The sequence below is a fragment of the Streptomyces sp. NPDC001056 genome, from assembly GCF_053598955.1.
The window spans coordinates 253761-279978 of sequence record NZ_JBSFLI010000007.1; the positions used below are offsets into that span (position 1 = coordinate 253761).

The 26218-nt window shown below is 73.9% G+C and carries 25 protein-coding genes; 10 read left to right on the top strand and 15 right to left on the bottom strand.

Going from position 1 to position 26218, the window contains the following annotated elements; genetic code table 11:
• Window positions 1–82 precede the first annotated feature (82 nt).
• The 4 genes from ACWDD7_RS11805 to ACWDD7_RS11820 all read right to left on the bottom strand — a co-directional run bounded on the left by ACWDD7_RS11805 (window position 83) and on the right by ACWDD7_RS11820 (window position 3346).
• Window positions 83–1045, bottom strand: a complete 963-nt coding sequence (locus tag ACWDD7_RS11805; RefSeq protein ID WP_285557886.1) for an electron transfer flavoprotein subunit alpha/FixB family protein — start codon at window positions 1043–1045, stop codon at window positions 83–85.
• 53 nt (window positions 1046–1098) lie between these two features.
• A complete protein-coding gene (locus tag ACWDD7_RS11810; protein ID WP_285557885.1) occupies window positions 1099–1884 on the bottom strand; it encodes an electron transfer flavoprotein subunit beta/FixA family protein in 786 nt (261 codons plus the stop codon).
• 228 nt (window positions 1885–2112) lie between these two features.
• Entirely contained in the window at window positions 2113–2622 is a 510-nt protein-coding gene (locus ACWDD7_RS11815; protein ID WP_450457236.1) for a flavin reductase family protein, read from the bottom strand.
• A 229-nt stretch (window positions 2623–2851) separates the two neighbouring features.
• Entirely contained in the window at window positions 2852–3346 is a 495-nt protein-coding gene (locus ACWDD7_RS11820; protein ID WP_351875295.1) for a TlpA family protein disulfide reductase, read from the bottom strand.
• 178 nt (window positions 3347–3524) lie between these two features.
• Between ACWDD7_RS11820 and ACWDD7_RS11825 the strand changes: the two genes are divergently transcribed.
• Window positions 3525–4253, top strand: a complete 729-nt coding sequence (locus tag ACWDD7_RS11825) for a lysophospholipid acyltransferase family protein (RefSeq protein ID WP_450457237.1) — start codon at window positions 3525–3527, stop codon at window positions 4251–4253.
• Window positions 4254–4827: 574 nt separating this feature from the next.
• Here ACWDD7_RS11825 and ACWDD7_RS11830 read toward each other — a convergent pair.
• From ACWDD7_RS11830 to ACWDD7_RS11845, 4 genes are all read right to left on the bottom strand, one after another.
• The gene (locus ACWDD7_RS11830; protein WP_450457238.1) at window positions 4828–5421 is read right to left on the bottom strand and encodes a transglutaminase-like domain-containing protein; all 594 of its coding nucleotides are present in this window, start codon (window positions 5419–5421) and stop codon (window positions 4828–4830) included.
• An 84-nt stretch (window positions 5422–5505) separates the two neighbouring features.
• Window positions 5506–6576: a threonine aldolase family protein gene (locus tag ACWDD7_RS11835; RefSeq protein ID WP_351875286.1), complete on the bottom strand. Its 1071-nt coding sequence runs from the start codon at window positions 6574–6576 to the stop codon at window positions 5506–5508.
• Window positions 6573–7337, bottom strand: a complete 765-nt coding sequence (locus ACWDD7_RS11840; RefSeq protein WP_351875283.1) for an SDR family NAD(P)-dependent oxidoreductase — start codon at window positions 7335–7337, stop codon at window positions 6573–6575. The genes ACWDD7_RS11835 and ACWDD7_RS11840 overlap by 4 nt, the downstream gene beginning before the upstream one ends.
• A gap of 47 nt (window positions 7338–7384) precedes the next feature.
• Entirely contained in the window at window positions 7385–8782 is a 1398-nt protein-coding gene (locus ACWDD7_RS11845; protein ID WP_450457239.1) for a DUF6421 family protein, read from the bottom strand.
• Window positions 8783–9176: 394 nt separating this feature from the next.
• Between ACWDD7_RS11845 and ACWDD7_RS11850 the strand changes: the two genes are divergently transcribed.
• Window positions 9177–9860 carry a glycerophosphodiester phosphodiesterase gene (locus tag ACWDD7_RS11850; protein ID WP_351875277.1) on the top strand — a complete coding sequence of 228 codons (684 nt, stop codon included), beginning with the start codon at window positions 9177–9179 and terminating at the stop codon, window positions 9858–9860.
• Between the two features lie 43 nt (window positions 9861–9903).
• On the opposite strand, the gene ACWDD7_RS11855 is transcribed toward ACWDD7_RS11850, so the two are convergent.
• Complete coding sequence (locus ACWDD7_RS11855) at window positions 9904–10446, bottom strand: GNAT family N-acetyltransferase (RefSeq protein ID WP_351875274.1); 543 nt, start codon at window positions 10444–10446, stop codon at window positions 9904–9906.
• A gap of 72 nt (window positions 10447–10518) precedes the next feature.
• Here ACWDD7_RS11855 and ACWDD7_RS11860 point away from each other — a divergent pair, with 72 nt between their 5' ends.
• On the top strand, window positions 10519–10911 hold the full coding sequence (locus ACWDD7_RS11860) for a VOC family protein (RefSeq protein ID WP_392212789.1): 393 nt from the start codon (window positions 10519–10521) through the stop codon (window positions 10909–10911).
• A 21-nt stretch (window positions 10912–10932) separates the two neighbouring features.
• Here ACWDD7_RS11860 and ACWDD7_RS11865 read toward each other — a convergent pair whose 3' ends face one another.
• Together ACWDD7_RS11865 and ACWDD7_RS11870 are read right to left on the bottom strand one after the other, a co-directional pair.
• Entirely contained in the window at window positions 10933–11484 is a 552-nt protein-coding gene (locus ACWDD7_RS11865) for a MarR family winged helix-turn-helix transcriptional regulator (protein ID WP_450457240.1), read from the bottom strand.
• Entirely contained in the window at window positions 11481–13145 is a 1665-nt protein-coding gene (locus ACWDD7_RS11870) for an FUSC family protein (protein WP_450457241.1), read from the bottom strand. Before ACWDD7_RS11870 ends, ACWDD7_RS11865 begins: the two co-directional genes overlap by 4 nt.
• Before the next feature lie 199 nt (window positions 13146–13344).
• On the opposite strand from ACWDD7_RS11870, the gene ACWDD7_RS11875 reads away from it, so the two are divergent.
• The 4 genes from ACWDD7_RS11875 (at window position 13345) to ACWDD7_RS11890 (ending at window position 16544) form a co-directional block, all read left to right on the top strand.
• Window positions 13345–13923 carry a DUF5134 domain-containing protein gene (locus ACWDD7_RS11875; RefSeq protein ID WP_450457242.1) on the top strand — a complete coding sequence of 193 codons (579 nt, stop codon included), beginning with the start codon at window positions 13345–13347 and terminating at the stop codon, window positions 13921–13923.
• A 127-nt stretch (window positions 13924–14050) separates the two neighbouring features.
• Window positions 14051–14986: a M56 family metallopeptidase gene (locus ACWDD7_RS11880; RefSeq protein WP_450457243.1), complete on the top strand. Its 936-nt coding sequence runs from the start codon at window positions 14051–14053 to the stop codon at window positions 14984–14986.
• 46 nt (window positions 14987–15032) lie between these two features.
• A complete protein-coding gene (locus ACWDD7_RS11885) occupies window positions 15033–15719 on the top strand; it encodes an HAD family hydrolase (protein ID WP_450457244.1) in 687 nt (228 codons plus the stop codon).
• 147 nt (window positions 15720–15866) lie between these two features.
• Window positions 15867–16544, top strand: a complete 678-nt coding sequence (locus tag ACWDD7_RS11890) for a TetR/AcrR family transcriptional regulator (protein WP_450457245.1) — start codon at window positions 15867–15869, stop codon at window positions 16542–16544.
• Window positions 16545–17220: 676 nt separating this feature from the next.
• Here ACWDD7_RS11890 and ACWDD7_RS11895 read toward each other — a convergent pair.
• Window positions 17221–17718 carry a DUF6214 family protein gene (locus tag ACWDD7_RS11895; protein ID WP_392213038.1) on the bottom strand — a complete coding sequence of 166 codons (498 nt, stop codon included), beginning with the start codon at window positions 17716–17718 and terminating at the stop codon, window positions 17221–17223.
• Between the two features lie 194 nt (window positions 17719–17912).
• Between ACWDD7_RS11895 and ACWDD7_RS11900 the strand changes: the two genes are divergently transcribed.
• A complete protein-coding gene (locus ACWDD7_RS11900) occupies window positions 17913–19244 on the top strand; it encodes an FAD-dependent oxidoreductase (protein WP_450457246.1) in 1332 nt (443 codons plus the stop codon).
• Window positions 19245–19260: 16 nt separating this feature from the next.
• Here the strand turns inward: ACWDD7_RS11900 and ACWDD7_RS11905 are convergent, their stop codons facing one another.
• Window positions 19261–19617 carry an ArsR/SmtB family transcription factor gene (locus tag ACWDD7_RS11905; RefSeq protein WP_351875253.1) on the bottom strand — a complete coding sequence of 119 codons (357 nt, stop codon included), beginning with the start codon at window positions 19615–19617 and terminating at the stop codon, window positions 19261–19263.
• Between the two features lie 136 nt (window positions 19618–19753).
• Here ACWDD7_RS11905 and ACWDD7_RS11910 point away from each other — a divergent pair, with 136 nt between their 5' ends.
• A complete protein-coding gene (locus ACWDD7_RS11910) occupies window positions 19754–20833 on the top strand; it encodes an NADH:flavin oxidoreductase/NADH oxidase (protein WP_450457247.1) in 1080 nt (359 codons plus the stop codon).
• Between the two features lie 3 nt (window positions 20834–20836).
• Here ACWDD7_RS11910 and ACWDD7_RS11915 read toward each other — a convergent pair whose 3' ends face one another.
• Both ACWDD7_RS11915 and ACWDD7_RS11920 read right to left on the bottom strand, forming a co-directional pair.
• Entirely contained in the window at window positions 20837–25447 is a 4611-nt protein-coding gene (locus tag ACWDD7_RS11915) for an HAD-IC family P-type ATPase (protein WP_450457248.1), read from the bottom strand.
• A 10-nt stretch (window positions 25448–25457) separates the two neighbouring features.
• Window positions 25458–25946 (bottom strand): hypothetical protein, encoded by a 489-nt coding sequence (locus ACWDD7_RS11920; RefSeq protein ID WP_450457249.1) that lies wholly within the window; start codon window positions 25944–25946, stop codon window positions 25458–25460.
• 40 nt (window positions 25947–25986) lie between these two features.
• On the opposite strand from ACWDD7_RS11920, the gene ACWDD7_RS11925 reads away from it, so the two are divergent.
• Window positions 25987–26218: hypothetical protein (locus ACWDD7_RS11925; protein ID WP_450457250.1), on the top strand; the 232-nt coding region annotated here is incomplete at its 3' end.

A 26218-nucleotide genomic window follows, 5' to 3' on the forward strand; every position in this document is an offset into this window, starting at 1 on the left:
AACACCCCCACGACGCCTTCAGGATGCACCGAGGCCCCCGTGACCGCTTGGGTCACGGGGGCCTCGGACAGCCGGTCAGCGATCAGCCCTTGCGGGTCTTGATCTCCTCGGTCAGCTGCGGCACGACGTCGAACAGGTCGCCGACGACGCCGTAGTCGACCAGCTCGAAGATCGGGGCCTCGGCGTCCTTGTTGACGGCCACGATGGTCTTCGAGGTCTGCATACCGGCGCGGTGCTGGATCGCGCCGGAGATGCCGTTGGCGATGTACAGCTGCGGCGAGACCGACTTGCCGGTCTGGCCGACCTGGTTGGTGTGCGGGTACCAGCCGGCGTCCACGGCGGCACGCGAGGCGCCGACGGCCGCGCCGAGCTGGTCGGCGAGGGCCTCGATGATCGAGAAGTTCTCGGCGCCGTTGACACCGCGGCCGCCGGAGACCACGATCGCGGCCTCGGTCAGCTCCGGGCGGCCCGTGGACTCACGCGGGGTGCGGGCGGTGACCTTGGTGCCGGTGGCCTTGTCGGAGAAGGTCACGGCGAGGGCCTCGACCGCGCCCGCGGCCGGGGCGGCCTCCACGGCGGCCGAGTTCGGCTTGACCGTGATGACCGGGGTGCCCTTGATGACACGGGACTTGGTGGTGAAGGACGCGGCGAACACCGACTGGGTGGCCACCGGACCCTCGTCGCCGGCCTCCAGGTCGACGGCGTCGGTGATGATGCCGGAGCCGATGCGCAGCGCCAGACGGGCGGCGATCTCCTTGCCCTCCGCGGAGGACGGCACCAGGACGGCGGCCGGGGAGACGGCCTCGTGGGCGGCCTGCAGGGCGTCCACCTTCGGCACGACCAGGTACTCGGCGTACTCGGACGCGTCGTGGGTGAGGACCTTCACCGCGCCGTGCTCGGCGAGGGTGGCGGCGGTGTCGGCGGCGCCGTTGCCCAGCGCGACGGCGACGGGCTCGCCGAGGCGGCGGGCCAGGGTCAGCAGCTCAAGGGTCGGCTTGCGGACGGCACCGTCCACGTGGTCGACGTAGACGAGGACTTCAGCCATGGGATTGCTCTCCTGCGTAACGAAGTTGAGGGGCGGTCGGCGGGCGCGAACCCTTAGATGAACTTCTGGCTCGCGAGGAACTCAGCGAGCTGCTTGCCGCCCTCGCCCTCGTCCTTGACGATGGTGCCGGCCGTGCGGGCCGGACGCGCGGCCGCGGTCTCGACCTTGGTGAACGCGCCCTCCAGGCCGACCTCTTCCGCCTCGATGTCGAGGTCCGACAGGTCCCAGGACTCCACCGGCTTCTTCTTGGCCGCCATGATGCCCTTGAAGGAGGGGTAGCGGGCCTCGCCGGACTGGTCGGTCACGGAGACGAGGGCCGGCAGCTGGGCCTCCAGCTGCTCGGAGGCGGCGTCGCCGTCACGGCGGCCCTTGACGGTGCCGTCCTCGACCGAGACCTCGGACAGCAGGGTGACCTGCGGGACGCCCAGGCGCTCGGCGACCAGCGCGGGGACGACACCCATGGTGCCGTCGGTGGAGGCCATGCCGGAGACGACCAGGTCGAAGCCGGCCTTCTCGATGGCCTTGGCCAGCACCAGGGAGGTGCCGATGGCGTCGGTGCCGTGCAGGTCGTCGTCCTCGACGTGGATGGCCTTGTCGGCACCCATCGACAGGGCCTTGCGGAGCGCGTCCTTGGCGTCCTCGGGGCCGACCGTCAGCACGGTGACCTCGGCGTCGTCCGCGTCCTCCGCGATCTGCAGGGCCTGCTCGACCGCGTACTCGTCCAGTTCGGAGAGCAGACCGTCCACGTCGTCGCGGTCGACGGTCAGGTCATCGGCGAAGTGCCGGTCGCCAGTGGCGTCGGGCACGTACTTCACAGTGACAACGATCCTCAAGCTCACGCCGGCTCTCCTACTGCATCGTGATTTCCTGGCTGCCTCTTGCAGGCAGCATAGGCGCCTGAAGCGGCCGATCCCGATCGGGGCGTCAGCGCGCTCCGACCGAGATATTACTCGTCAGTACACCCAGTTCGTCCCCGCTAAGCAAGCGCTTTGAACTGTGACCTTCGCAACGCAGCGTAATCGGAACTCGACGGCTTCGCAGGAGAACCGGGCGTGATCAACGCCGCATCAGTCGCGCAGCGCCGTGAAGCGGCCCTGGTGGTAGAGGAGCGGGCGGCCGCCGCCCGCCGGATCGCCGAGGACGACCTCCGCGAGCACGATCCGGTGGTCGCCGGCCGGGACGCGGGCGACGATCCGGCAGACCAGCCAGGCGAGCACGCCGTCGAGGACGGGCACACCCTCGGGGCCGTCGTGCCAGACGGTGGGCGCGCCGAAGCGGTCGGCGCCGCTGCGGGCGAAGGTGGCGGCCAGTTCGCCCTGGTGCTCGCCGATTATGTGGACGCCGATGTGGTCGGACTCGGCTATCGCGGGCCAGCTGGAGGCACCGATGCCGACCCCGAAGGAGATCATCGGGGGTTCGGCGGAGACCGAGGTGAGGGAGGTGGCGGTGAAGCCGACCGGTCCCGCGGCGCCGCGCGCGGTGATCACCGCGACACCGGCGGCGTGCCGGCGGAAGGTGGCGCGCAGGAGGTCGGGAGAGGCGAGCTGGGGGGTGCCGAGTCCGGGCAGGGCCGTCATGGAGTTGTCCTTCTGTTCGGGAGGGCGAGCGGGTCCGTGGCTGCTCAACAGCCCGGACAGCAGGCGCTCGCGGTGCGCGCGAGGTCGACGTGGGCCCGCCCGTGGAGAAGGAGTTCGGTCGGCATACGGTCAGGTTGACGATAGGTGGTGCACGCAGTCAAGTACGGTCCGGGAACTGGGACGTCTCTCACCAGGTGCGGAACGTCTGTCGCCGGATGCTGAGGCCCCCTCACACCGCCTCCCCCAGGGCCGCGATGACATCGGCCTTGCGGGGCTGCCCGGCGGCGCGCCGTACTTCCCTGCCGTGCGCGTCCAGCACCAGGACGGTGGGGGTCTTCAGGATGCCGAGGGCGCGTACGAGGTCGAGGCGGGCCTCGGCGTCGATCTCGACATGGGCGACGCCGGGCACCATCGCGGCGACCTCGCCGAGGACGCGCCGGGTGGCGCGGCAGGGCGCGCAGAAGGCGCTGGAGAACTGGACGAGGGTGGCCCGTCCGCCGAGATCGCCGCCGAGTTCCGCCGCGCCCAGACCGGCGGCGCCCGGCCGCCCGGCGCCGTCCCGTTCCGCGCCGTCCGGCTCTGTGCCGTCCGGTCCGACGTCCTCAGGCCCGGCGTCCTTGCACCCGTTCACCCTCGCCCTCCCGCTCCGCTGTCTGTGCAGCACTTCAGGGACGCCCGCTGCTGCGGGCCGTCGCGATGCGAACAACCGGCGCGCCGCGAACATTCCCGGCGCGCCGGCGGATCCGGGGGACGTGACGAGGATCTCGCCGCGGCCGGGCACCAGAACTGGCTCCCCGCACGTTCTTGGGGCACGATCTGCGAGACGCCGTAAACCTACGGCTGCGTAACTTTCCCGCCGGGAGCCCCTTTCCCGAGCAGAGCAGAAAGGGTTCGTCCCACCCATGGCAGAACTGGTCTACCGTCCCGTCATCGGATTCGCCAAGACGCTGTTCAAGGTCTGGGACCTGAAGATCGACTGCCAGGGGTCGCCGAACATCCCGCGCTCCGGCGGCGCCGTGCTGGTGAGCAACCACATCAGCTACCTGGACTTCATCTTCAACGGCCTGGCCGCCCTGCCGCAGAAGCGCCTGGTGCGGTTCATGGCGAAGGAGTCCGTGTTCCGGCACAAGATCTCCGGCCCGCTGATGCGCGGTATGAAGCACATCCCGGTGGACCGCGGGCAGGGCGAGGCCGCCTACGCGCACGCGCTGGACTCGCTGCGCTCCGGTGAGGTCATCGGCGTCTTCCCCGAGGCCACCATCTCCCAGTCGTTCACCCTCAAGAGCTTCAAGTCGGGCGCGGCCCGGCTCGCCCAGGAGGCCGGGGTGCCGCTGATCCCGATGGCGGTGTGGGGCACGCAGCGGCTGTGGACCAAGGGCCACCCCCGCGACTTCAAGCGCAGCCACCTGCCCGTCACCATCCGCGTGGGCGAGGCCGTGGAGGCGCCGCGCGACCAGTACGCCGGGGCCATCACCCGCCGGCTGCGCGAGCGCGTCCAGGAACTGCTGGACGCCGCCCAGCGCGCCTACCCGGGCCGTCCGAAGAGCCCGGAGGACAGCTGGTGGCTCCCGGCCCACCTGGGTGGTACGGCGCCGACGGCGGACGCGCTGCGGGCCGCCGAGGCCCGCTGACACCCCCGCCCCGCCGGCGGTGCCGAGGGGCGGTGGCGGCCGTGCGACCTCACGCGGTGGGACGACGACCCGTCGTCCACGGATCTGTCCCTCGCCGCCTGGTACGGCGGCTGGAGCAACCGCCTGGTCATCGACCGCGGAGTGCGCGATCCCCTGACCGCGGCGGCCCGTCGCGACGGCGAGGCCGCGTGGCCGACGCCCGCGCCGCCGTGCGGCCCTTCAGAGCGCGGGGGTCGGCGGCCCGCCCGGTGGGACGTCCCAAGCAGGGGGCGCGACAGGGCCGTTCGGCGTCGTAGAGGATCGCGAACGCGTCCGCGTCCCTGGCGAGTCCGTCGAAGAGCGGGACCGGGCAGACGCTCGACGCGCGGGAGCCGACATGTCGCGCGCCGAGCCGGGAAGCCCCGTACGGGAAGGGTCCCCGCCGTGCCGCCCGCGAGCGCCACGGCGGAGGCGGGCCACGGGTGTCCGCGCGGCCAGGAGAACCGTCCCGTCACACCCTCCCCTCCGCTCCGGCGGCCCCGCGAGCGCCGTCGGCCGCTCCCCCTCCCCTCCCCCGTGGGTCATGCCGGGGAGGTCACAGGGTGCTCGGCAGCGCCCTGCCCAGGGCCTCGCGGTCGGGGGCGGTGCGCAGGGCGTCGAGGACGGCCGGGTGCGCGGTGGCGTAGAGCACCGGGTGGTCCCGTTCGTCCGCGGCCGGGTCGGGGATCCAGGCGAGCCGCTCGCCGGTCAGGGAGAACCGCGCGTCGACACCGGGTTTGTTGCCGCGCGGGTCCTGGCGGTGCCAGGCGCCGTGGAAGCGGACGGCGACCAGTCCGTGCAGCACGTGGGCGCCGCCGTCGTCGTCGCGCAGGCGCTGGTAGCACAGGGCCGTCGGGATGTCCTCGGCGCGCAGCAGGGCCGTCAGCGCGTGCGCCTTGGCGTGGCAGATGCCCGTGCGGCGCGTGAGCACGTCGGAGGCGCGCCAGGTGACGCGGAGGTCGCCGGTGTCGGCGGAGTGCGGGATGGTGTCCCGGACGAACTCATAGGCGAGGTGCGCATAGGCATACGAGTCGGCCGCGTCGGCGGCCAGCCGCGCGGCCGTCTCCCGCACCACCGGATGGTGATGGTCGATGACCTCGTCAGCGGCCAAATAGGCGGAGAGGTCCGCGGATTCCTGGATCAGCTGCATGCTCGCAGAGCATAGGAATGCGATCACCCGACAGTCAATGACTTTTCAGGTGACCGCATACCTATGCAGCGCCAGGCGCCTGGCTCAGCGCGCCATCTCCTCCTTGAGGGCCGCCACGAAGGTGTCGACGTCCTCCTCCGTGGTGTCGAAGGAGCACATCCAGCGCACGGTCCCGGCGGCCTCGTCCCAGAAGTAGAAGCGGAAGCGCTTCTGCAACCGCTCGCTCACGTCGTGCGGGAGCCGGGCGAAGACGCCGTTGGCCTGCACCGGGTAGAGGATCTCGACGCCGTGCACCGCGCGCACGCCCTCGGCCAGCCGCTGGGCCATCTCGTTGGCGTGCCGGGCGTTGCGCAGCCACAGGTCCTTGGCCAGCAGGGCCTCCAACTGCACCGAGACGAAGCGCATCTTGGAGGCGAGCTGCATGGACAGCTTGCGCAGGTGCTTCATCTTGCGCACGGCGTCCTGGTTGAGGACCACGACCGCCTCGCCGAACACGGCGCCGTTCTTCGTCCCGCCGAGCGACAGGATGTCGACGCCGACCGCGCTGGTGAAGGTGCGCAGCGGCACGTCCAGGGAGGCGGCCGCGTTGGCTATCCGGGAGCCGTCCAGGTGCACCGTCATGCCGTGCGCGTGGGCGTGCTCGCAGATCGCGCGGATCTCCTCGGGCGTGTAGAGCGTGCCCAGCTCGGTGGACTGGGTGATCGAGACGACCTGCGGCATCGCCCGGTGCTCGTCCTCGAAGCCCCAGGCCTGCCGGTCGATCAGCTCGGGCGTGAGCTTGCCGTCCGGCGTGGGCACGGTGAGCAGCTTCAGGCCGCCCATCCGCTCGGGCGCCCCGCCCTCGTCCACGTTGATGTGCGCGCTCTCGGCGCAGACCACCGCGCCCCAGCGGTCGGTGACCGCCTGGAGCGCGACCACGTTCGCGCCGGTGCCGTTGAAGACCGGGAAGGCCTCCGCGGTGGCACCGAAGTGGCTGCGGATGATCCGCTGGAGGTTCTCGGTGTACTGGTCCTCGCCGTAGGCCACCTGATGGCCGCCGTTGGCCAGGGCCAGGGCGGCCAGCACCTCCGGATGCGCCCCGGCGTAGTTGTCACTGGCGAAACCGCGGACCTCCGGGTCGTGATGACGACGCGCGTCGGTCCTGGGAGGGTTCACGGCTTCTCGGTCAGCCACAGACGGTTTCCGTTCAACTCGGCGGCGGACTTGCTCCAGACGCCCTCGATGGCCTCGGCCAGGTCCTTGACGTCCGTGAAGCCCGCGAACTTCGCGTTGGGGCGTTCGGCGCGCATCGCGTCGTGCACCAGCGCCTTGACCACCAGGATCGTAGCCGCCGACGTCGGGCCCTCGGCGCCCTCCGCCTTGCCCGCCTTGCGGAAGTAGTCCGCCATGGCCAGCGTCCACGCCTCGGCGGCGGCCTTCGCCGCGGAGTACGCGGCGTTGCCCGCGGTGGGCTTGGAGGCGCCGGCCGCGCTGATCAGGACGTAGCGGCCACGCTCGCTGCGCTGGAGGGCCTCGTGGAAGGCGAGCGAGGTGTGCTGCACGGTGCGCACCAGCAGCAGCTCCAGGAAGTCCCAGTCGTCGAGGCTGGTCTTCGTGAAGGTCTCGCTGCCGCGCCAGCCGCCGACCAGGTGCACCAGGCCGTCGACGCGGCCGAAGTCCTTCTCGATGTGCTCGGCCCACTCACGGGTGGACTGCAGGTCGAGGAGGTCCACGGTGTCGCCCGTGACCGTGGCACCGCCGGAGGCGTAGCGGGCCGCGTCCACGGCCTCCGACAGGCGCTGCGGGTCGTTGTCCGCTCCGACGACGGTCGCCCCGGCCTCGGCCAGGCGCAGCAGCGTCGCCCGGCCGGCGGGTCCGCCCGCGCCGGCCACCGCGATCACCGCACCGCTGAGCGCCCCGTTCGACCCGTTCCCCATGATCTTCCCCTCTGCAGCAGTGATGTGTGTGGGCGGTACGCCGTCAGTCACGCGGCGAGCCGCTCGGCGGCGTCCGCCGTGATGCCCTTGGTAGAGGCGATCACATTCTTCAGCTTCTTGGACAGGGCTTCAAAGAACATGCTCAGCGGAAACTCGTCCGGGAGCACGTCGTCCACCAGCTTGCGCGGCGGCAGGGTCAGGTCCAGGGCGTCCGGACCCTTGGCCCACTTGGAGCCGGGGTGCGGGGCGAGGTACTCGGACACCAGCTGGTAGCCGGCGAACCAGTGCACGAGCTTGGGGCGGTCGATGCCGTCCCGGTACAGCTTCTCGATCTCGGCGCACAGCTGGTTGGTGACCTGCGGGGCGCGCTCCCAGTCGATGGACAGCTTGTTGTCCGTCCAGCGCACGACGTCGTGCTTGTGCAGGTAGGCGAAGAGCAGCTGGCCGCCGAGACCGTCGTAGTTGCGCACGCGGTCGCCGGTGACGGGGAAGCGGAACATGCGGTCGAAGAGCACCGCGTACTGCACGTCACGGGCCTGCGGGACGCCGTCCGCCTCCAGCTTCACGGCCTCCTTGAAGGCGGTGAGGTCGCAGCGCAGCTCCTCCAGGCCGTACATCCAGAACGGCTGGCGCTGCTTGATCATGAACGGGTCGAACGGCAGGTCACCGTGGCTGTGGGTGCGGTCGTGGACCATGTCCCAGAGCACGAAGGCCTCTTCACAGCGCTTCTGGTCGTGGACCATCGCGGCGATGTCCTCGGGCAGTTCGAGGCCCAGGATGCCGACGGCGGCCTCGGTGACCCGGCGGAAGCGGGCCGCTTCGCGGTCGCAGAAGATGCCACCCCAGGAGAAACGTTCCGGCGCCTCACGGACGGCGATGGTCTCCGGGAAGAGGACGGCCGAGTTGGTGTCGTAGCCCGAGGTGAAGTCCTCGAACGTGATGCCGCAGAACAGCGGGTTGTCGTAGCGCGTGCGCTCCAGCTCGGCCAGCCACTCGGGCCAGACCATGCGCAGCACGACCGCCTCCAGGTTGCGGTCCAGGTTGCCGTTCTGCGTGTACATCGGGAAGACGACCAGGTGCTGGAGGCCGTCCTCGCGGTGCGCCGCGGGGTGGAAGGCGAGCAGGGAGTCCAGGAAGTCCGGCACCTCGAAGCCACCCTCGGCCCAGCGGTGCAGGTCCTTCACCAGGGCCTCGTGGTACGCGGCGTCGTACGGCAGGAGCGGCGAGAGCTGCTCGACGGCCTCGGCGACACGGCGTACGGCGGCCTCGGCAACGGCCTTGGCGGGCGCGCCCTCGGCGCCGAAGTCGATCGAGCCGTCCGCCGACTGCCATGGCCGAATCTGTTCCACGGCATCCTTGAGCACGGGCCAGGCGGGGTGCTCAACCACCCTAACCTGCGAAGAAACCTGCCCCTTCACACCCGGCTGCACAAGAATTTCCGTCATTTTCCATCCTCCACGGGAGAACCTCGCGTATGGACACCGTATGCATACCCCGATTCCCCCATCAAGAGGCAGCGCAGGAGATTTTTCTGTCTAGTGACATGGTCACCGACATTTTTCCTGCCGTAAACCGTGACGGCGCTCACTTTCGACCGTCGGGCCGGAGGACTCCAGAGGGACGGGATTCGGCCTGTCAAGCGCCCGAGGACTCGCCCACGCGTGGGTGATGCCGCGACGGGGTAGCGGCCAGTCACCGCCCGGGGCGCGCCCAGATCGTCCGCGCGCATGCGGGTTCATCCCGGGTCGCGGCCGTTAGGCTGCGACCTGCCCGCACGGACGACGGCGTCCGCCCGTCGCCGCGCGTGCCGAGCCGCCGTCGACGGAAGCGAGTCGAACCTTGAACTTCCTTACCATCGGTCACCGCGGGGTCATGGGTGTCGAGCCCGAGAACACCCTTCGTTCCTTCGTCGCCGCGCAGCGGGCCGGCCTCGACCTGATCGAACTGGATCTCCATCTGAGCAAGGACGGCGCCCTGGTCGTCATGCACGACGCCGAGGTGGACCGCACGACCGACGGCTCCGGGCCGATCGCCGAGAAGACCCTCTCCGAGCTGCGCGCGCTCGACGCCGGGCGCGGGGAGCGGGTGCCGGTGTTCGAGGAGGTCCTGGACGCGGTGGGGACGCCGCTCCAGGCCGAGATCAAGGACGTGGCGGCGGCGCGGGAGCTGGCCCGGGTGATGCTGGAGCGGGATCTGGTCGGGCGGGTGGAGGTCTCCTCGTTCCACGACGAGGCGGTCGCCGAGATCGCGCGGCTGGTGCCCGGGGTGCGCACCGCGCTGATCGCCGGGCGCTACGGCCCCGAGGTGGTCGAGCGCGCGGTCGCGGTGGGCGCGCCGACCCTGTGTCTGGACATCCGCCGGATCACCCTGGAGACCGTCGGGCACGCGCGCGCGGCCGGGTTGCGGATCATCGGCTGGACGGTCAACACGCAGGAACATCTGCGGCTGGTCCGCGCGCTCGAACTCGACGGGGCGACCACGGACTTCCCGGAGATCAAGCGCACGGGCCGGTTCACGGCGTAGGCGGCGCGGGGCCTCGGCCGGACGGGGTGGATGCCCCGCGGGTTCAGCCGAGCTTCTTGACCAGCAGCTCGAACTCCAGGTCGGCGCGCTGCGGGATGCCGAAGCGCTCGTCGCCGTACGGGAACGGGGACGTCCGTCCCGTACGGCGGTAGCCGCGGCGCTCGTACCAGGCGATCAGTTCTTCCCGTACGGAGATCACGGTCATGTGCATCTCGCTGGTGCCCCATGCCGCGCGGCACTGGCGCTCGGCCTCCGCGATGACGGTCTTGCCGAGGCCCTCGCCCTGGAGGGCGGGGCTGACCGCGAACATGCCGAAGTAGGCGTGGTCGCCTCGGTGTTCGAGCTGGCAGCAGGCGACGATACGGCCGTCGCGCTCGACGGTGAGCAGCCGGCTGTCCGGCGACTTGATCACTTCCAGGACGCCCTCGGGGTCGGTGCGCTGCCCCTCCAGGATGTCCGCCTCGGTGGTCCACCCGGCCCGGCTGGCGTCCCCGCGGTACGCCGACTCGATCAGCACGACCAGCTCGTCGACGTCGGCGTCGGTGGCGTCTCGGAAGGTGAGGCCGGGGGCGGGGGCGCTGTGCATGGGGGCGGTTCTCCGATCTCGGGCGTGGCTGAGCCAGGTTCGAGGGTAACTGTGCCACTAGGATCCGCCTGCATGGTGCACGTACTCAGCAGTCGGACACTCCTGCGACCCACCGACCCCGAGCGGTCCCGCGCGTTCTACGGCGAGAAGCTGGGCCTGCCCGTGTACCGCGAGTTCGGCACGGGGCCGGAGCGCGGGACGGTGTACTTCCTGGGCGGGGGCTTCCTGGAGGTCTCCGGCCGCGGCTCGGCCCCGCCGTCGCCGTCCGTGGCGCTGTGGATGCAGGTCGAGGATGTGCGGGCGGCGCACGAGGAGTTGCGGGCGAAGGGCGTCGAGATCACCCGGCCACCGGTCCGGGAGCCCTGGGGTCTGATCGAGATGTGGCTCGCCGATCCGGACGGCACGCGCATCGTCCTCGTGGAGGTCCCGGCGGACCATCCGCTGCGACACCGTCCGGGCATGTAGGACCCCATGCCGATGCCGTGCTCAGCCCCCGGTCCGCAGCGCTCCCATGCGGCCCTCCAGGCGGCTGAGCAGCTCGGCCAGCAGACCGGCGAGGTCGTCCCTGCCTTCGGGGTCCAGGACCGAGAGGACGGCGGTCTCGTAGGAGAGTTGTTCGGGCAGGACGTCGTCGACCAGGGCGCGGCCGGCGTCGGTGAGGCGGACGTGGGCGACGCGGCGGTCGCGGGTGTCGCCCCGCCTCTCGACGAGCCCGCGCTCGGTCAGCTGCTTGATCCGCTTGGTGACGGCGGCGCCGGAGGAGAACGTCTCCCGGGCCAGCTCCCCCGGTGTCAGCTCGTGCCCGGTGCGGCGCAGCGCGCCGAGGAGGTCGAACTCGGGGCGGCTGAGGCCGGCGCGGCGCAAAGGCGCGTCCTCGGCCTGCTGGAGCAGCGCCGCGCACCGGTTGATCCTCCCGATGACCTCCATCGGCCCGGTGTCCAGCTCGGGATGGACGGCCCGCCACTGCCGTACGACCGCCGCGACCGTGTCGGCCGTCGGCGCCTCGCGCCGCGCTGGTGTGCCGTTCGTCGCCGTCATGGCCGTATGTCCTCCGTCGTCGTGCCCGGGTCGTGCTGCCGCGGTGCGAGCCCCTGGCGTCGTACCGTCGCCGCGAGCGTACGGTGTCCGGACTGTTCGGCGAGCACGACCCGGTCCTCGGGCAGGGCGCGCTGCCACCACTCGCCGGCCGCGGCGTCGGCCGTGGCGCGCAGGTCGACCAGGGCGGCGGCGAGGCCGCGGCGGGCCCCGTCCAGCGCGCGGGGGTCGGGCCGCGCCTCGGCGAGCAGCCGGGCCGCGCTCTCGCGGGCGCGTTCCGCCTCGGTCAGCGCCTGTTCCAGGCGGTCGCCGGCGCGCCGGTTGGTGACGGCGACGGCCGCGACGAAGCCGACGATCGCGCCGAGCAAGGTGTCCGCGATCCGGTCGGTCATCAGTTCGGTGGAGTCCTGGACGTGGGCGAACTCGGTGATGAGCAGGGCCATCGGGGTGACGCAGATGCTGCCGAGCCAGTAGTTGCGGCCGATCAGCGCCTCCGCGCCGAAGTTCAAGGCGGCGCAGCACAGCACCAGGGCCAGCGCGTTGGCGTGGGCGAGCGGGGCGAGGGCCGCGAAGACGAGGACGCCGACGACGTTGCCGACGACGCGCTGGACGCCCCGGCGCCAGGTGAGGGTGACGTTGGCCTGGTAGAGGGAGGCCGCGGTGACCAGGGCCCAGTAGGGGCGGCCGACACCGAGGGCGAGGGACGCGTACCCGGCGAGGGCGCAGCCGATCGCGGTGCGGGCGGCGATGGGGGCGAGCGGCGCGAGGCGGCGGCGCAGCGGCGGGCGCGGCAGGGCCAGTTCGGTGTCCACGCCGAGGAGTTCGTCGGCGTACTCGCCGGGGATGTCCAGGCTCAGGGGGCGGCGGAGGCCGCGCAGCTGGCCGGCCCAGGCGCGCAGCTGCGCCGGGTCGGTGTCGGCGGGCGCGGCGAGGGCGACCTCGGCGCGCACGAGGAGCCGTTCCAGAGCGCGCCGGGTGGCGTCGGGTCGGTCGCCGACGGCGAGCAGCGACTGCCAGGCGGCGTGGATGGCGGCGGCGCCGGCGGCGCGGGCACCGGCGTGCCCCTCCCTGGTGCCGCGGGTTTCGGCGTAGGCGGCCGTGGCGTTCAGGGCCTGCGCGGTGGCGCGGCGCTCGGGGCCGTGCGGCCGGACCAGTCCGGGCGCCATGCCGACCAGCCAGGACCAGGCGCCGGCCGCGAGGGCCAGGGCGAGGTGGCCCGGCACCTCGCCGAGGGTCTGCGGGGCGAACAGGGAGGCGGAACTGATGAAGGTGAAGATCACGTTCCCGGGCGGTCCGATCCGGGTGGCGTCGCACACGGCCTTCTGCGCCGCCGCCAGCACGGCGCCGACGGTCACGAGGATGACGGCGTCGGAGGTGAGCGAGGCCGTGACCAGGGCGGCGGCGACACCGGCGACCATGCCGAGCACCACCCAGACCAGGGTCCGCGCCCGCGCGGCGTAGGGCCGGTTGTGTCCGTAGAGCGCGCACAGCGACCCGGCCATCGTGTACATGGCCAGATCGAGGCGGCCGAGCGCCAGCAGGGTCAGGTTGGGCGGGGCGACCGCGGCGACCACGCTCAGCGCGGGCTTGAACCAGATGTCCGAGGGCCGGCCGAGACGGAGTATCCCGGCGAGGGGAAGACGGTGGGGGATCGCGCTGCTCATCCCTCCAATTTAGCATGTGTTTTATCCGTAAAACATATGCTCGGGGTGACCGCCTTCCGCATACCCGCCCACACGCCGACCCGGGGCTCACCCACCGTGCCCCCGCCAGCGCTCCCCGTGTACACCCTTGCGCTCGCATGCGCCCCGCCCGGTCCGGGCATCGCATTCCTCGACCGACCGTCGAGCGGGGGAGGTACCCGTGCACGGACCCGTGTCGGCCGCCTGGTTGCTGGTCGCGCTGTGCGCTGCGACCGGGGCCTACTGCCTGCTGCGGCTGCGCAGCGCCGTCGAGGAGCAGCGCCGCTCCGCGGGCGGCGAGGCGCTGATGGGCTTCGGAATGGCCGCGATGGCCGTACCGGCGGCCGTGTTCACCCCGCCGGTCTGGGCCTGGCCGCTGTACGCCGCCGTGTTCGGCCTGGCCGCGCTGCGCGCGCTGTGGGCCGTCCGCCGCGACCGGCACCATCTGCACCACCTGGTGGGCGCCGCGGCGATGGTCTACATGGCGGCGGCTATGGCCACCGCCCCGCCCGCCGCTCATCACATGGAGGGCATGTCGATGAACGGGGCGCACGGCGGCACCGGGGTCCCCCTGGTGACCGGTGCGCTGCTCCTCTACTTCACGGGCTACGTCCTGCTGTCCGGCGCCCGCCTGGTCCCGGCCGTCGTCGCCGTCGGCGGCACCGTCCCGCCCGCGCGCTGGGGCGACCGCCCGGAACTGGCCCGCGCCTGCCGGCTGTCGATGGCGATCGGGATGGTCGCGATGCTCCTGACGATGTGACGGCACCGCGCGACAAGGCCCTACGGGGGTACGACGGGGCGGGCGCCCGCCCGGCGCGCGTTGCCTGCGTCACTTCGGCGTGACGGACCGTACCGCCGGGCGGCCCCGCGCTCATAGGGTGCTGCCCATGATGGTCCCCGTGGCCCTTCTACTGCTCGGCGTCCTCACCGCCGTCGTCGGCCCGCGACTGCTCGCCCGCGCCGACTGGCCGGACCGCGAACCGGTCGTCGCGCTGTGGGCGTGGCAGTGCGTCGTGGCGGCCGTACTGCTGTGCTGTGCGCTGTCGATGACGCTGAGCGCCGCCGCGGCCTGGGCGCCGGTACGCGGACAGGTCTTCGCACGGGCGCCGCGCGCGGTCGTGGACGCGTACGCTCTCGGCACCGCGAGCCCCGGGGCGGCGGCCACCGCCGTGCTGCTGGCCTGCGCCGGCCTGTGGAGCGCGGCCATGCTGGTGCGGGAGGTCGTACGATCCCGGACCCGGCGGCGGACGCAGCAGGCCGAACTCCTTGTGCGCGCACCGCTGTTGCCGGGCGAAGAGCCGAGGGAGGGCCGACTGGTGGTGCTGGAGGGCGAGCGCCCCGACGCCTGGTGGCTGGCCGGTACGACGCCCCGACTGGTCGTCACCACCGCCGCGCTGCGGCGCCTGAAGGGCCGACAGCTGGACGCGCTGCTGGCGCATGAGCGGGGGCACGCGCAGGCGCGGCACGACTGGCTGCTGCACTGCTCGGTCGCGCTCGCGGGCGGGTTTCCGCAGGTGCCGGTCTTCGCCGCGTTCCGGGACGAGATGCACCGGCTGGTGGAACTGGCCGCCGACGACATGGCCTCGCGGCGCTTCGGCCGGCTGACGACCGCGCTCGCGCTGGTCGAACTCAACGAGGAACGGGGCGTGTTCGGGCCCAGCCCGACCCCCCAGGCGCATGTGCCGCAGCGGGTGCACCGGCTGCTCGCCCCGCCCGACCGCCTCCCGGCGCTGCACCGGCTGCGCCTCACCGCGGTCGCCGCGCTGGTGCCGGCGCTTCCGGTGCTGCTGACCCTGGTGCCGGGACTGCGGGCACTGGGCTGATCGCGCCTCGACTCGTGTGCGAATGACGGCGGACAGAGTCCGTCGCATGGCTGCCGTGCTGTTCGACTTCTCCGGGACGCTGTTCCGCGTCGAGTCCACCGAGTCCTGGCTGCGTGCGGCGCTGGACGAGACCGGAAGGGACCTGCCCGAGCCCGAAATCAAGGAAGCGGCAAGGGCGTTGGAGGCGTCCGGCGCGCTGCCGGGCGGCGCGGCGCCACTGCGGGTGCCGGAGGAGGCGGCCGGGCTGTGGGCGCGCCGGGACGAGAGCGCGGAGCTGCACCGGGCGGCGTACACGGGGATGTCCCGGCTGGTGCCGCTGCCCGATCCGGACCTGCACGACGCGCTGTACGCACGGCACATGACCCCCGCCGCCTGGACCCCCTACCCGGACGCGCCGAAGGTGCTGCGCACCCTGTGCGAGCGCGGCATCGGTGTGGCGGTGGTGAGCAACATCGGCTGGGACCTGCGCCCGGTCTTCCGCGCGCACGGGCTCGACGCGTTCGTGGACGCCTACGCGTTGTCGTACGAGCACGGGGTGCAGAAGCCGGACCCGCGGCTGTTCTCGGTCGCCTGCGCGGCGCTCGGCACCGCCCCCCGGGAGGCGCTCATGGTCGGTGACAGCAGGGAGGCGGACGGGGGTGCGGCGGCGCTCGGCTGCCGGGTGCACTTCGTGGACCACCTGCCGGTGGACGGCCGTCCCGACGCGCTGCTCCCCGTCCTCGGCCTGGTCTGACCCGCTCCCGCGGCGCGGGCCGGAGGGACACCGTCCGCCGAGGTGATCCCCCGCGTCACCCCGGCAGACGGCAGCTCGGACCGGGACCCCTGGGTTCCGGCGCGTTGAGTATAGTTGGCTGGCAGCCAGTCAACGCAGGAGTCCAGCATGTCCCCGCGCAGCGCCTCGGTCAATGAAGAGTTGCGAAGGCGTTCCCGGGAGCGGCTGCTTCAGGCAGCCGTGGAGCTGGTGGACGAGCGCGGCTTCGAGGCCACGACGCTCGGCGACATCGCGGACCGCGCCGGGTCCGCCCGCGGCCTGGTGTCGTACTACTTCCCCGGCAAGCGCCAGCTGGTGCAGTCCGCCGTGCACCGGCTGATGCACCGCACGCTGGAGGAGGCGCTGGAGCGGGAGCCGCGCACCGAGGACGGCCGGGAGCGGCTCGCCCGCGCCATCGACGCGATCCTCGGACTCGCGCGCGACCGGCCCGTGCTGATGCGCCAGCACATGGCGGGGCTGCTCCAGGCCGAGGGCTTCGTGGAGTGCCCGGAGCAGCGGCGGCTGTCGGAACTGCTCGGCGACACCGTGGCCCGGTACGGCTCCGCGGACGTGACCGCCGACTATCCGATGCTGCGGGCCGTGCTGATGGGCGCGGTGTACGCGGCCCTGGTCCCGGGCGTCCCGATGCCCGTCCCGGCCCTGCGCGCCGAGCTCTTCCAGCGGTACGGGCTCGACCGGGAACTCGGACTGCCCCCGGAACGGGCCGCCGGTGCCGGGGCCCCGGAGCGCGATCTGTCACGGTTCTTCGCGACCGGGGAGAGGCCGGAGGGGACGCGCGGCCACTGAGGCGGGGGCGGTCCACCGCGTTCCGGCGGGCTCTGTCGGCGCGTCGGGCCCGAGCGGACGGCCTGCGCTCCAGCAGGGCCCCACCGCGCAATCATTCCTGCGGAGCCGACCGCCTCGGCGGACTCGCGCCGACAACTCGGTCCCGCGACGCCGGACAGCCTCCCGGCAGGCCCCGCCAGGGATCGACCCGTAGGAGCGGTCTCGACCCCAGGCCCACGCCGACAACCCGGTCACCCAAAGACGGCCCACCTCCCGGCAGACCCCGCCAAGGGATCAACCCGTAGGAGCCGACCTGCCCCAGCGGGCTCACGCCGACAACTCGGTCTCTCAGGGGCGGTCCGCGTTCCGGCAGGCTCCGCCGGGGATCGGCCCGTGGGAGCGGTCTGGGTCCCGCTGACGAGTCCGTCCCTGGGAGATCGACCGCGTTCCGGCGGGGTCCTGGCGACGAGTGCTCGTGCGGGACCGGGCAGCGGGCTGCGTCGCAGCGGGGGCGGCCGCCGACGGGTCGGCCCCCGCGGGGACGGACCGCGCGTCCTGGCCGCGGCGGGCTGGTCCCTCGGTTCTGTCGGGCGTATGCGCCAACCGGGTGGGCAACCTCCGGCCCGGCGGGGTTCGCCGGCGGGCGAGCACCAGCGAGTCGTGTCCCACCCTCGACCCGTCCGGTCCCGGGCCCGGCCTACCGCCGGGCGTGCCGCGGTGTGAGCAGGCCCGCGTCCCGGGCCTGGGCGATCAGGCCGAGGGAGCGGCGGCGGCCGTGGCCGGTCGCGCGCATCACGGCGAGCACCGGGTCGGCGCCCGCCTCCTGCGCGGCGCGGTACTCCCGGGCGAGCAGCAGCCGCCCCTCGGCCCCGCGCGGCCAGGCCGGGCGGGCCCGCCGCCGGGCCGCGCGCACCGGCGCGTCGTGGGACGCCGCCGGGGCCTGTGCGCGGCCCGCGGCCCGCTCCCCCGTCCAGAACGCCTCCAGCAGCGGCTCCTCGATCCAGTCCGCGAGCACCGTGAGGTCCTCCAGCGACAGGGCGGGGCGGGCCCTGATGTCCTCGACGCAGACGCTGCCCCCGTCGCTCACGACGGCCAGGGCGTCCACGCCTGCGCCGTCGGGGAAGTCCAGCCGTACGTGCAGCCACGCCAGTGTGCCGCCGTGCTCGCGCACCTCCCACGCGGGCCACACGGACACCGCGCCGTCCTCGGCGTTCCGCTCGGAGAGATCAAGAAAGGATGCCGTGAGCACCTGCGCAACCTATCCGCACGCCCACCCTCCGTCCGATGGGACACGCGCCCGCGTCACCCCTGCGGGCGCTGCCCCCGTGGCCGCGTCGGTGGGATCCTGGAGCCGTCCGCGCACTCTCCTTCCGCGTCAGGAGTACCGCCGTGCTGAGAGTCGCCGTCGTCGGATCCGGACCGAGCGGGTGCTACACCGCCCAGCACCTCGTCCAGCAGGACCCCGAGGTGCGCGTGGACGTGCTGGACCGGCTGCCGTGCCCGTACGGACTGGTCCGGTACGGCGTCGCCCCGGACCACGAGAAGATCAAGTCCTTGCAGGGCGGCCTGTGTGCGGTACTGGAGCACGAGCGGGTGCGGTTCCTCGGCGGGGTGCGGGTGGGCGGGCCCGGCGGGGTGCCGGTGAAGGTGCTCCGCGGGCTGTACCACGCGGTGGTGTACTGCGTCGGCGCCGCCACCGACCGCCGGCTCGGCATTCCCGGCGAGGAGCTGCCCGGCTGCTGGTCGGCGACCGAGTTCGTGTCCTGGTACAGCGCGCACCCGGACGCGGCCGACGCGGGCTATCTGCGCGGCGTGCGCTCGGCGGTGGTCATCGGCGCGGGCAATGTGGCGGTGGACGTCACGCGGATGCTGATGCGCGGCGCGGCCGAGCTGTGGCCGACAGACATGCCGCAGACGGCGCTGGAGGCGCTGGCGGGGAGCGGGGTCGGGGAGGTGCGCATGGTGGCGCGGCGCGGCCCGGCGCAGGCCCGCTTCACCACCAAGGAGCTGCGCGAGCTGGGCACCCTGCCCGGTACCCGGGTCGCCGTGGAGCCTGGTGACCTGGCGCTCGATCCGGCCGACCCCGAGACTCTGTCCGCGGCGCAGCGACGCAATCTGGACGTGCTGCGCGGCTGGGCGGAGCAGCCTGCGGGGTCCGGCCGGCACATCCGACTGCGGTTCTTCCTGCGCCCGGTGGAGCTGCTGGCGGACGGCGGCCGGGTGGGCACGGTCCGCTTCGAGCGCACGGTGCCGGACGGGCACGGCGGGGTGACGGGCACGGGGCGGTACGAGGAGATGCCCGCGCAGCTGGTGCTGCGCTCGGTGGGTTATCGCGGAGTCCCGCTGGAGGGGCTGCCGTTCGACGAGGCGAGCGGCACCGTTCCGCATGCGGCGGGGCGGGTGGTGCGCGACGGCGCGGCCTCGTCCGGGGAGTACGTCGCCGGGTGGATCAAGCGGGGCCCGTCGGGCGTGATCGGCACCAACCGGCCCTGCGCCAAGGAGACGGTGGCCTCGCTGCTCGCGGACGCCCCCGAGCTGGCGCGCGCCGACGTGCCCGAGGACGCCGTCCCCGCGCTGCTGGCGGCCGGGACGGAGCCGGTGGCCTGGGACGGCTGGCTGGCGATCGAGCGCGCGGAGGCCGAGCTGGGCGCACGGCTGGGCCGGGGCGTGGTCAAGCTGGCCGACTGGGACACCCTGCTGGCGGTGGCACGGTCGTCGTAGCCCGGGAACCGCGCGGTCAGGCTTCCTCGCCCAGCCGGGCGTGCTGGCCCGCGGCGGCGGCGAGGAGGGCGTCGAGCAGGCCCGGGAAGAGTGCGTCCAGGTCGTCCCGGCGCAGACCGCTCATCTTGGCCGTGCCCCGGTAGGACTGCCGGATGACCCCGCTCTCGCGCAGCACCCGGAAGTGGTGCGTGGTGGTGGACTTGGTCACCGGCAGGTCGAAGCGGGAACAGGACAACTCGTCGGCCGCCGTGGAGAGTTCGCGGACGATCCGCAGCCGCACGGGGTCGGACAGCGCGTGCAGCACGGTCTCCAGCCGGATCTCCTCCCGATCGGGGTGCGGCAGAACACGGCCGGGGGCGGCGGTCTCGGCCATGACGGCCCACCTTCCTCACTGGAGTCGCGGAGTGTCGGCGTTTGCATTGTACGAGGGGCTTCGTAGTTTGACATCTCTCGTACTACGAGGTTTATCGTACGAGCAGACTTTCGGTCCGTGACGAATGGAGTCCGTCGTGAGCGTGCTGTTCGAGCCCATCACCCTGCGCGAAGTGACCATCCCCAACCGGGTCTGGATGCCCCCGATGTGCCAGTACTCGGCCGATCCGGAGGGGCCGCTCACCGGCGCCCCGAACGACTGGCACTTCGCGCACTACGGGGCGCGGGCCACCGGCGGCACCGGTCTGATCGTGGTCGAGGCCACCGCGGTCTCGCCGGAGGGCCGGATCTCCCCCTACGACCTCGGCCTGTGGAACGACACCCAGGTGGAAGCCTTCCGCCGGATCACCCGGTTCCTCGCCGCCCAGGGCACGGTGCCGGCGGTGCAGCTCGCGCACAGCGGCCGTAAGGGCTCGACCGAGCGGCCCTGGAAGGGCGGCGCGCCGGTCGGCCCGGAGGGCCACGGCTGGCAGCCCCTCGCGCCGAGCCCGCTGCCCTTCGCGGACGGCCACCCGGTCCCCACCGAGCTGACGGTTGATCAGATCAGGGACATCGTCGGCCAGTTCGCCGCCGCGGCCCGCCGGGCGCTCGACGCGGGCTTCGAGATCGTGGAGATCCACGGTGCCCACGGCTACCTGGTCAACGAGTTCCTCTCGCCGCACTCCAACCACCGCACCGACGCCTACGGCGGCTCGTACGAGAACCGCGTCCGCCTCGCGCTGGAGATCGTGGACGCCGTACGGGAGGTGTGGCCCGAGGACAAGCCGCTGTTCTTCCGCGTCTCGGCCACCGACTGGCTGGAGGAGGGCGGCTGGACCGCGGACGACACGGTGCGTCTCGCCCGTGACCTGCGTGCCCACGGCGTCGACCTCCTCGACGTCTCCACCGGCGGCAACGCCTCCGACGTGAGCATCCCGGTCGAGCCCGGCTACCAGGTCCCGTTCGCCGCGCGGGTCAGGGCCGAGGCAGGGCTGCCGGTCGCCGCCGTCGGGCTGATCACCGAGGCGGAGCAGGCCCGGAAGATCGTGTCGAACGGCGAGGCCGACGCCGTTTTGCTCGGCCGCGAGCTGCTGCGCAGCCCGTCCTGGGCCCGGCACGCCGCCCGCGAGCTGGGCGGCGACGTGCGGGTGCCGGACCAGTACCTGCGGTCCGTGTGAGCCTCAGTCCGGCAGCAGCCGTACCACCGTCTCCTCCAGGCGGGGCAGCGCCCGCTGTCCCGCCAGGGCGAGGCCGATGGCGGTGCCCACCCCGGCCCAGGCGAGCGGGCCGAGCGGGGTGCAGCCGAAGGCGCGGCTGAGCACCGGGATCTGGACGACGGCGACGAGCACCGCGGCCGAGCCCAGCGAGGTGATCTGCACCAGCCGGCTGTCGCGCCGGTCGAGGAGGGTCTGCACCAGCTGGGTGCCGACCACCCCGCACAGCGCCATGGTGCTGGAGCGGCGGGCGGTGCCCGGGGTGAAGCGTCCGATCAGCCAGGCGGTGAGCGCGCCGAGGCAGGTGGTCAGCGCACGGTGCCTGATCTGCCGCAGCAGCGGGTCGCCCAGCACCCCGGCGGCCTCCTCGACGTGGGCGAGGTCCGCCTCGCCCTCCTTCTCCGTCACGGCGACCGCCATCGAGGGGAACAGGTCGGTGAACAGGTTCACCATCAGCATCTGCCGGGTGGACAGCGGCGCGCGGCCGGACAGCAGGGTGCCGATGAGACCGAAGCCGACCTCGCCCGCGTTGCCGCCGATCAGGATGGCGATGGCGTCGGCGACGCTGTGCCACAGGGCGCGGCCCTCGCCGATCGCGTCGATCAGGACCGTGAGGTCGTCGTCGGTGAGCACGATGTCGGCGGCGTTGCGCGCGGCGGCCGAGCCGCGGGCGTTGATGCCGACGCCGATGTCGGCGGCGCGGATGGCCGCGGCGTCGTTGGCGCCGTCGCCGACCATGCCGACCACCCGGCCCGCGTCCCGCAGCGCCTCCACGACCTGGAGCTTCTGCTCGGGCGCCACCCGGGCCACCACGCCCGCGTCGCGCAGCATCCGGGCCCGCGCCGCCCGGTCCGCGGCGGCCAGTTCGTCGCCGGTGACCACCACGGTCTCCTCCGGCCAGCCCAGTTCGGCGGCGATGGCCCGCGCGGTCTGCGGATGGTCACCGGTGAGCACGACGGGTCGTACGCCCGCCTCGTGCAGCCCCTTCACCAGGGCCATGGAGGTCTCGCGGGGCACGTCGGACAGCGCCAGCACCCCGGTGAACTCCAGCTCTTGGAGCGGTTGTTCGAGAACATCGGCCTCGTCCTCCCCCTCACCGAGCCGCCGTTCGGCCACCGCCAGGACGCGCAGTCCCGAACCGGCCAGCTCCTGGGCCGCGTTGGCGGCGCCCGCCGGGAGGCCGACGCAGGCGGGCAGCACGATCTCCGGTGCGCCCTTGACCACGAGGACGCGGGGGCCGTCGCCGGCCCGTCCGACGGCGGCCGCGTAGCCGCGGGCGGCCTCGAAGGACAGCCCGGCGAGCTGGGTCCACCCGGGGTCGGGGCCGGCCGCGTCCAGGACGGCCTCGTCGGTGGCGTGCACCGGCCGCTCGGAGCCGCCGTTGGAGCGGGGGCAGGCCCGCGCGGCGGACCGTACGGCGTCCGCGGACCCGGCGTCGGCCACGGCGCGGACGGTGCCCTCGGCGTCGGAGACCCGCACCATGCGCAGCCGGTTCTCGGTGAGGGTGCCGGTCTTGTCGAAGCAGAGGGTGTCCATCCGGCCGAGCGCCTCCAGGGTGCGCGGGGTGCGCACCAGGACGCCGCCGCGGCTGAGCCGGCGGGCCGCCGCCAGCTGGGCGACGGTGGCCACCAGGGGCAGCCCCTCGGGTACGGCGGCCACCGCGACCGCGACACCGCCGCTGACCGCCTCGCGGATCGGGGTGCCGCGGAGCAGCGCCAGGCCGGTCACGGCGCCGCCCCCCGCCAGGGTCAACGGCAGTGCCTTGCGGGTGATTTCCTGAAGCCGGGCCTGGACGCCGGCCGCCGGGGGCGTCCGCGCGGCGAGGTGCACGGCGCGGGCGGCCTCGGTGTGCTCGCCGGTGTCGACCACGACGGCACGGGCCTCCCCCGCCACCACGGTCGTCCCCTCGAAGACCATGCAGCTGCGGTCGGCGACGGGGGCGTGCGGAGTGGGGTCGGTGTCCTTCTCCACCGGCAGGGACTCGCCGGTCAGCGCGGACTCGTCCACCTCCAGTCCCTCCTGCCACAGCAGCCGCGCGTCGGCGGGCACCACGTCGTCGCCCTTGAGCTGGATCACGTCGCCGGGCGTGAGCTTGCCCGCCTCCACGGTGCGGGTGCCGCCGGAGGGGGCCTCCGCCTTCGGGGGCACCACGCGCGCCTTGCGCTTCTGGTCCGCGACCAGACCGGACAACGCCCGTTCGGCGCGCAGCCGTTGGATTCCGCCGACGAGAGCGTTCAGATCGAGGGCGCCGACGACGAGCAGGGCGTCCACCACGGAGCCGAGGATCGCGGAGGCCGCCGAGCCGACGGCGAGAACGGGGGTGAGCGGGTCGTGGAGTTCGCCGCGGACGGCCTGCGCCAGCTCGTAGGACCAGCGGACGGGGGCCAGGAGCGGATGCCGGGAGACCCCTAGGGCCGCCCTGCGCAGCCCGGTGGTCAGCGCGTCCAACGGGCCCGGTTCGGCGCCGGGCCGGTGGGCGAGGCGGGAGCGTGCCTGCTCCGGGTCCAGCTCGTGCCAGTGCACGCGGGGCCGGGGGTGCGGGGCACGGGCCACCGCCACTCCCAGCGCGGAACGCATCCCGGACAGCAGGGCCATGGCGGCCGCCGCGTCGACGGGCGCGTGCCGCAGCCCCGGCAGCTTGCCGAGCCGCCCCCGGCGGCCCTTGGACTCGCCGACGGCCACCAGCAGCCCCGACAGTGCCGCGCCGGACCTGGCCAGCGTCTGGGCCCGCCCGCCGATCGCGCGGGCGGCCGGAATCGCGGTCAGCACCCGCCACACGTCGGGCAGCCCGTGCAGGGCCAGCATGTCCGCGCCCCACACCACCGCGCCGTCCCGGTCGGTGAGGGCGAGGGCGACATCGCTGCCGCGCAGGGCGGCCAGCACGTCGGTCTCCTCGGCCGAGCACACCCGGGCGACGGTCAGCACGGCGTGCGTCTCGCCGCGGGCCTCGTAGACCACGTCGTCCAGCGGCCGGCGGGCGTCCACCACCTGGTCGGCCAGGCCGGTGAAGTCCTCCAGGGCGGGATCGTCCACCAGCACCACCCGCAGCCCGGCCCGGCGGGCCGCGTCCAGCACGGGCTCGGCCCACGGGTCCGCCTCGCCGTCCGCGCCGCGCAGCGCTCCGGCGTGCAGTACGACGGTCCCGGCCATCTCCAGCTGGCGCAGCCGCTCCGGGGCGCGCACCAGTACCCCGGTCCGGGACAGGGCGGCGCTGAGCACGGCGTGGAAGGCGGCGGGGCCGTAACGGGCGGCCTTGGGCGAACCGGCGAGCACCGCCTCGGCGGCCTCGGCACCGTCGTGCTTGACCAGCAGCGTGGCCGCGGCGCCCAGCACGCTGCCCGCGGAGGCGTGGGAGGCGTACTCCTGCGCGGGCGTCTCCCGCAACGGCGGCCGCGGCTCGCCGCCGGGCGCGAGGCTGACGCGGCCGGGGGCGCACAGCTCGTCGTGCACCGCGTCGAACGCGGCCGCACGGGCCACCGTCTCGGCGACCTGGCACACGCGCAGGGTGCCGTCCAGCAGCAGGGAGGCGGGGGTCTGCCCGGCCCCGTGCACGGCGGCGTTGGCGGCGGCCAGCACCAGGTCCATCCGGTCGTGCCCCAGCCGGGCGCACAGCCAGGCCCGGAAACGGGGGTTCTCCCGCAGCAGCGTCGTGACGGCGGTCACCAGCCGGGGCGAGGGCGGCAACCGCAGCGCGTACCCGGCGACCGCGACGGCGGTGCCCAACACGTCGACCGTGAGCGTGGCCACCGCGGTGCGCACCCCCGCGGGGTCGGCCGGGTGGGTGTCCTCCTCCACGTCACCCGCGCCCAGCTCCAGCCCGTGCCGCGCGGCGAGCCGCGCGGCGTGCGCGACGACCTCGTCCGTGGCCTCCTCCTCGGTCGCCGTCACGACCAGCCGGGAGAGGCCCTCGTCCCAGTAGGCGAAGAGCACGTCGGGGCGTTCGGCGAGGGTGGCGGCGATGCGGCGGGCCAGGTGGGCGGTGTGCCGGGGATGGCCGGCTACGGCGAGGTGGTCGAGCGAGGGCTCGGTGGGCGGAGGGGGTTCGGGCCTCGGGCGCGTGGTGTCGGCAGGGCGGCCGGGGGCCGGGTGAGAGGGGCCCGCCGGGGGTTCGGGGGGCGGGGCGGCCGTGGCGGACGGGGGCGCGGGGGCCCGAGGCGTGCCGCGGTCCGGGGACGTGGTCTCGTCCGGGCGCTCGGGGGCCGGGTGCTCCGTGTCGGCTGCGGTGGGGTGGGGCGGGGTGCCGGTCGCGGGCTCGGGTGCCGGGGGCTCGGCGGGCGCCGCGGGCCCGGCCCCGGATGCCGGGGCCGGCGCGCCGGCCTCGGACGCCGGGGCCATGGGGCGCAGGGCGAGGTGGGCGCGGGTGCCCGAGCGCCAGTGGCCGCCGGTGCCGGGGAGGGTGTTGCGGGCGACGCGGGCGACCCGTGCGGCGGCGTCCACACCGCGCACACCGGCGCGTGCCGTTCCCGCGGCCGCGCCGGCGGCCACTCCGACGGCGGGCGCGGCGGCACGGGCGAGCAGACGTGGTGCCGCGGGCAGCAGCCGGAGGGCGGCCCGCGGCACGGTGAGCAGACCGGGCAAGGGGCCCTCCTCAGCGGGTGGTGCGCTCGGGACGCGCGGTGGGACCGAGGGGACCGGTCATCGTCTTCGGGGTGGTGTCCTCGGAGTCGTCGGCGCGGGCGGGTCGGTGCCCGTGTCCTGGTTCGCCGTGGTGCCGATGGGGTTGCTGCTGGGGCCCGTGCGTGGGCGCGTCCGCGTGGGACCGGAGCGCGGCGGTGCCGAGATCGTGCGGGAGTCCGGCGCCCGCCTGCTGGTCCTTCGGGCCGGGCCGGGGCTGGGTGAGCCAGGCCACCGCCGCGCCGGTGAGGGCCACGGGCCACTCCACGACGCCTGCCGCGCCGAGCACACCCGCGCCGGCGTACACCGCCATGCGGCGCCCGCGGGGCGACACGGCGCCCACCTTGTCCAGTGTCTCCTCCGCGGCGCGGCCCACCGTCGTGGCGCCGGGCACCTTGCGCAGCACCGAGGCGGCACCGCGCAGAGGTGCCGTGAGGGCCGACGGCGCGTTCTTCTGAGTCATGACTCTCCTCGGGTGAGATCGTCCTCCACTGGCCCACCGAGTGCCCGCGACCGGCCTGCTCATCCTTCTCCCAGGGAACGCCCTGTACGGCGCGGGCGCCACCTGCCGGAGGCGGCACGGGGGCGCCGGGTCGCGGGGACGGCGGCTCGTCGGTACCCGGGATGCCCGGCGGAGCGCGGGCGGGCAGATCCTGCGGGTCACCGACTGGCGCGGGGTGTTCGTGGTGCTCACCGTGGTCGGGGCGCTGCTCGGCGCGCTGGTCTGGCTGCGAC

Bases quoted from the DNA above. Each gene is read 5' to 3' on its own strand.
- ACWDD7_RS11805 (WP_285557886.1), bottom strand. From the start codon at position 1,045: ATGGCTGAAGTCCTCGTCTACGTCGACCACGTGGACGGTGCCGTCCGC.
- ACWDD7_RS11815 (WP_450457236.1), bottom strand. From the start codon at position 2,622: ATGACGGCCCTGCCCGGACTCGGCACCCCCCAGCTCGCCTCTCCCGAC.
- ACWDD7_RS11820 (WP_351875295.1), bottom strand. From the start codon at position 3,346: ATGTTCGCGGCGCGCCGGTTGTTCGCATCGCGACGGCCCGCAGCAGCG.
- ACWDD7_RS11825 (WP_450457237.1), top strand. From the start codon at position 3,525: ATGGCAGAACTGGTCTACCGTCCCGTCATCGGATTCGCCAAGACGCTG.
- ACWDD7_RS11830 (WP_450457238.1), bottom strand. From the start codon at position 5,421: ATGCAGCTGATCCAGGAATCCGCGGACCTCTCCGCCTATTTGGCCGCT.
- ACWDD7_RS11840 (WP_351875283.1), bottom strand. From the start codon at position 7,337: ATGGGGAACGGGTCGAACGGGGCGCTCAGCGGTGCGGTGATCGCGGTG.
- ACWDD7_RS11845 (WP_450457239.1), bottom strand. From the start codon at position 8,782: ATGACGGAAATTCTTGTGCAGCCGGGTGTGAAGGGGCAGGTTTCTTCG.
- ACWDD7_RS11855 (WP_351875274.1), bottom strand. From the start codon at position 10,446: ATGCACAGCGCCCCCGCCCCCGGCCTCACCTTCCGAGACGCCACCGAC.
- ACWDD7_RS11860 (WP_392212789.1), top strand. From the start codon at position 10,519: ATGGTGCACGTACTCAGCAGTCGGACACTCCTGCGACCCACCGACCCC.
- ACWDD7_RS11865 (WP_450457240.1), bottom strand. From the start codon at position 11,484: ATGACGGCGACGAACGGCACACCAGCGCGGCGCGAGGCGCCGACGGCC.
- ACWDD7_RS11870 (WP_450457241.1), bottom strand. From the start codon at position 13,145: ATGAGCAGCGCGATCCCCCACCGTCTTCCCCTCGCCGGGATACTCCGT.
- ACWDD7_RS11880 (WP_450457243.1), top strand. From the start codon at position 14,051: ATGATGGTCCCCGTGGCCCTTCTACTGCTCGGCGTCCTCACCGCCGTC.
- ACWDD7_RS11885 (WP_450457244.1), top strand. From the start codon at position 15,033: ATGGCTGCCGTGCTGTTCGACTTCTCCGGGACGCTGTTCCGCGTCGAG.
- ACWDD7_RS11890 (WP_450457245.1), top strand. From the start codon at position 15,867: ATGTCCCCGCGCAGCGCCTCGGTCAATGAAGAGTTGCGAAGGCGTTCC.
- ACWDD7_RS11905 (WP_351875253.1), bottom strand. From the start codon at position 19,617: ATGGCCGAGACCGCCGCCCCCGGCCGTGTTCTGCCGCACCCCGATCGG.
- ACWDD7_RS11920 (WP_450457249.1), bottom strand. From the start codon at position 25,946: ATGACTCAGAAGAACGCGCCGTCGGCCCTCACGGCACCTCTGCGCGGT.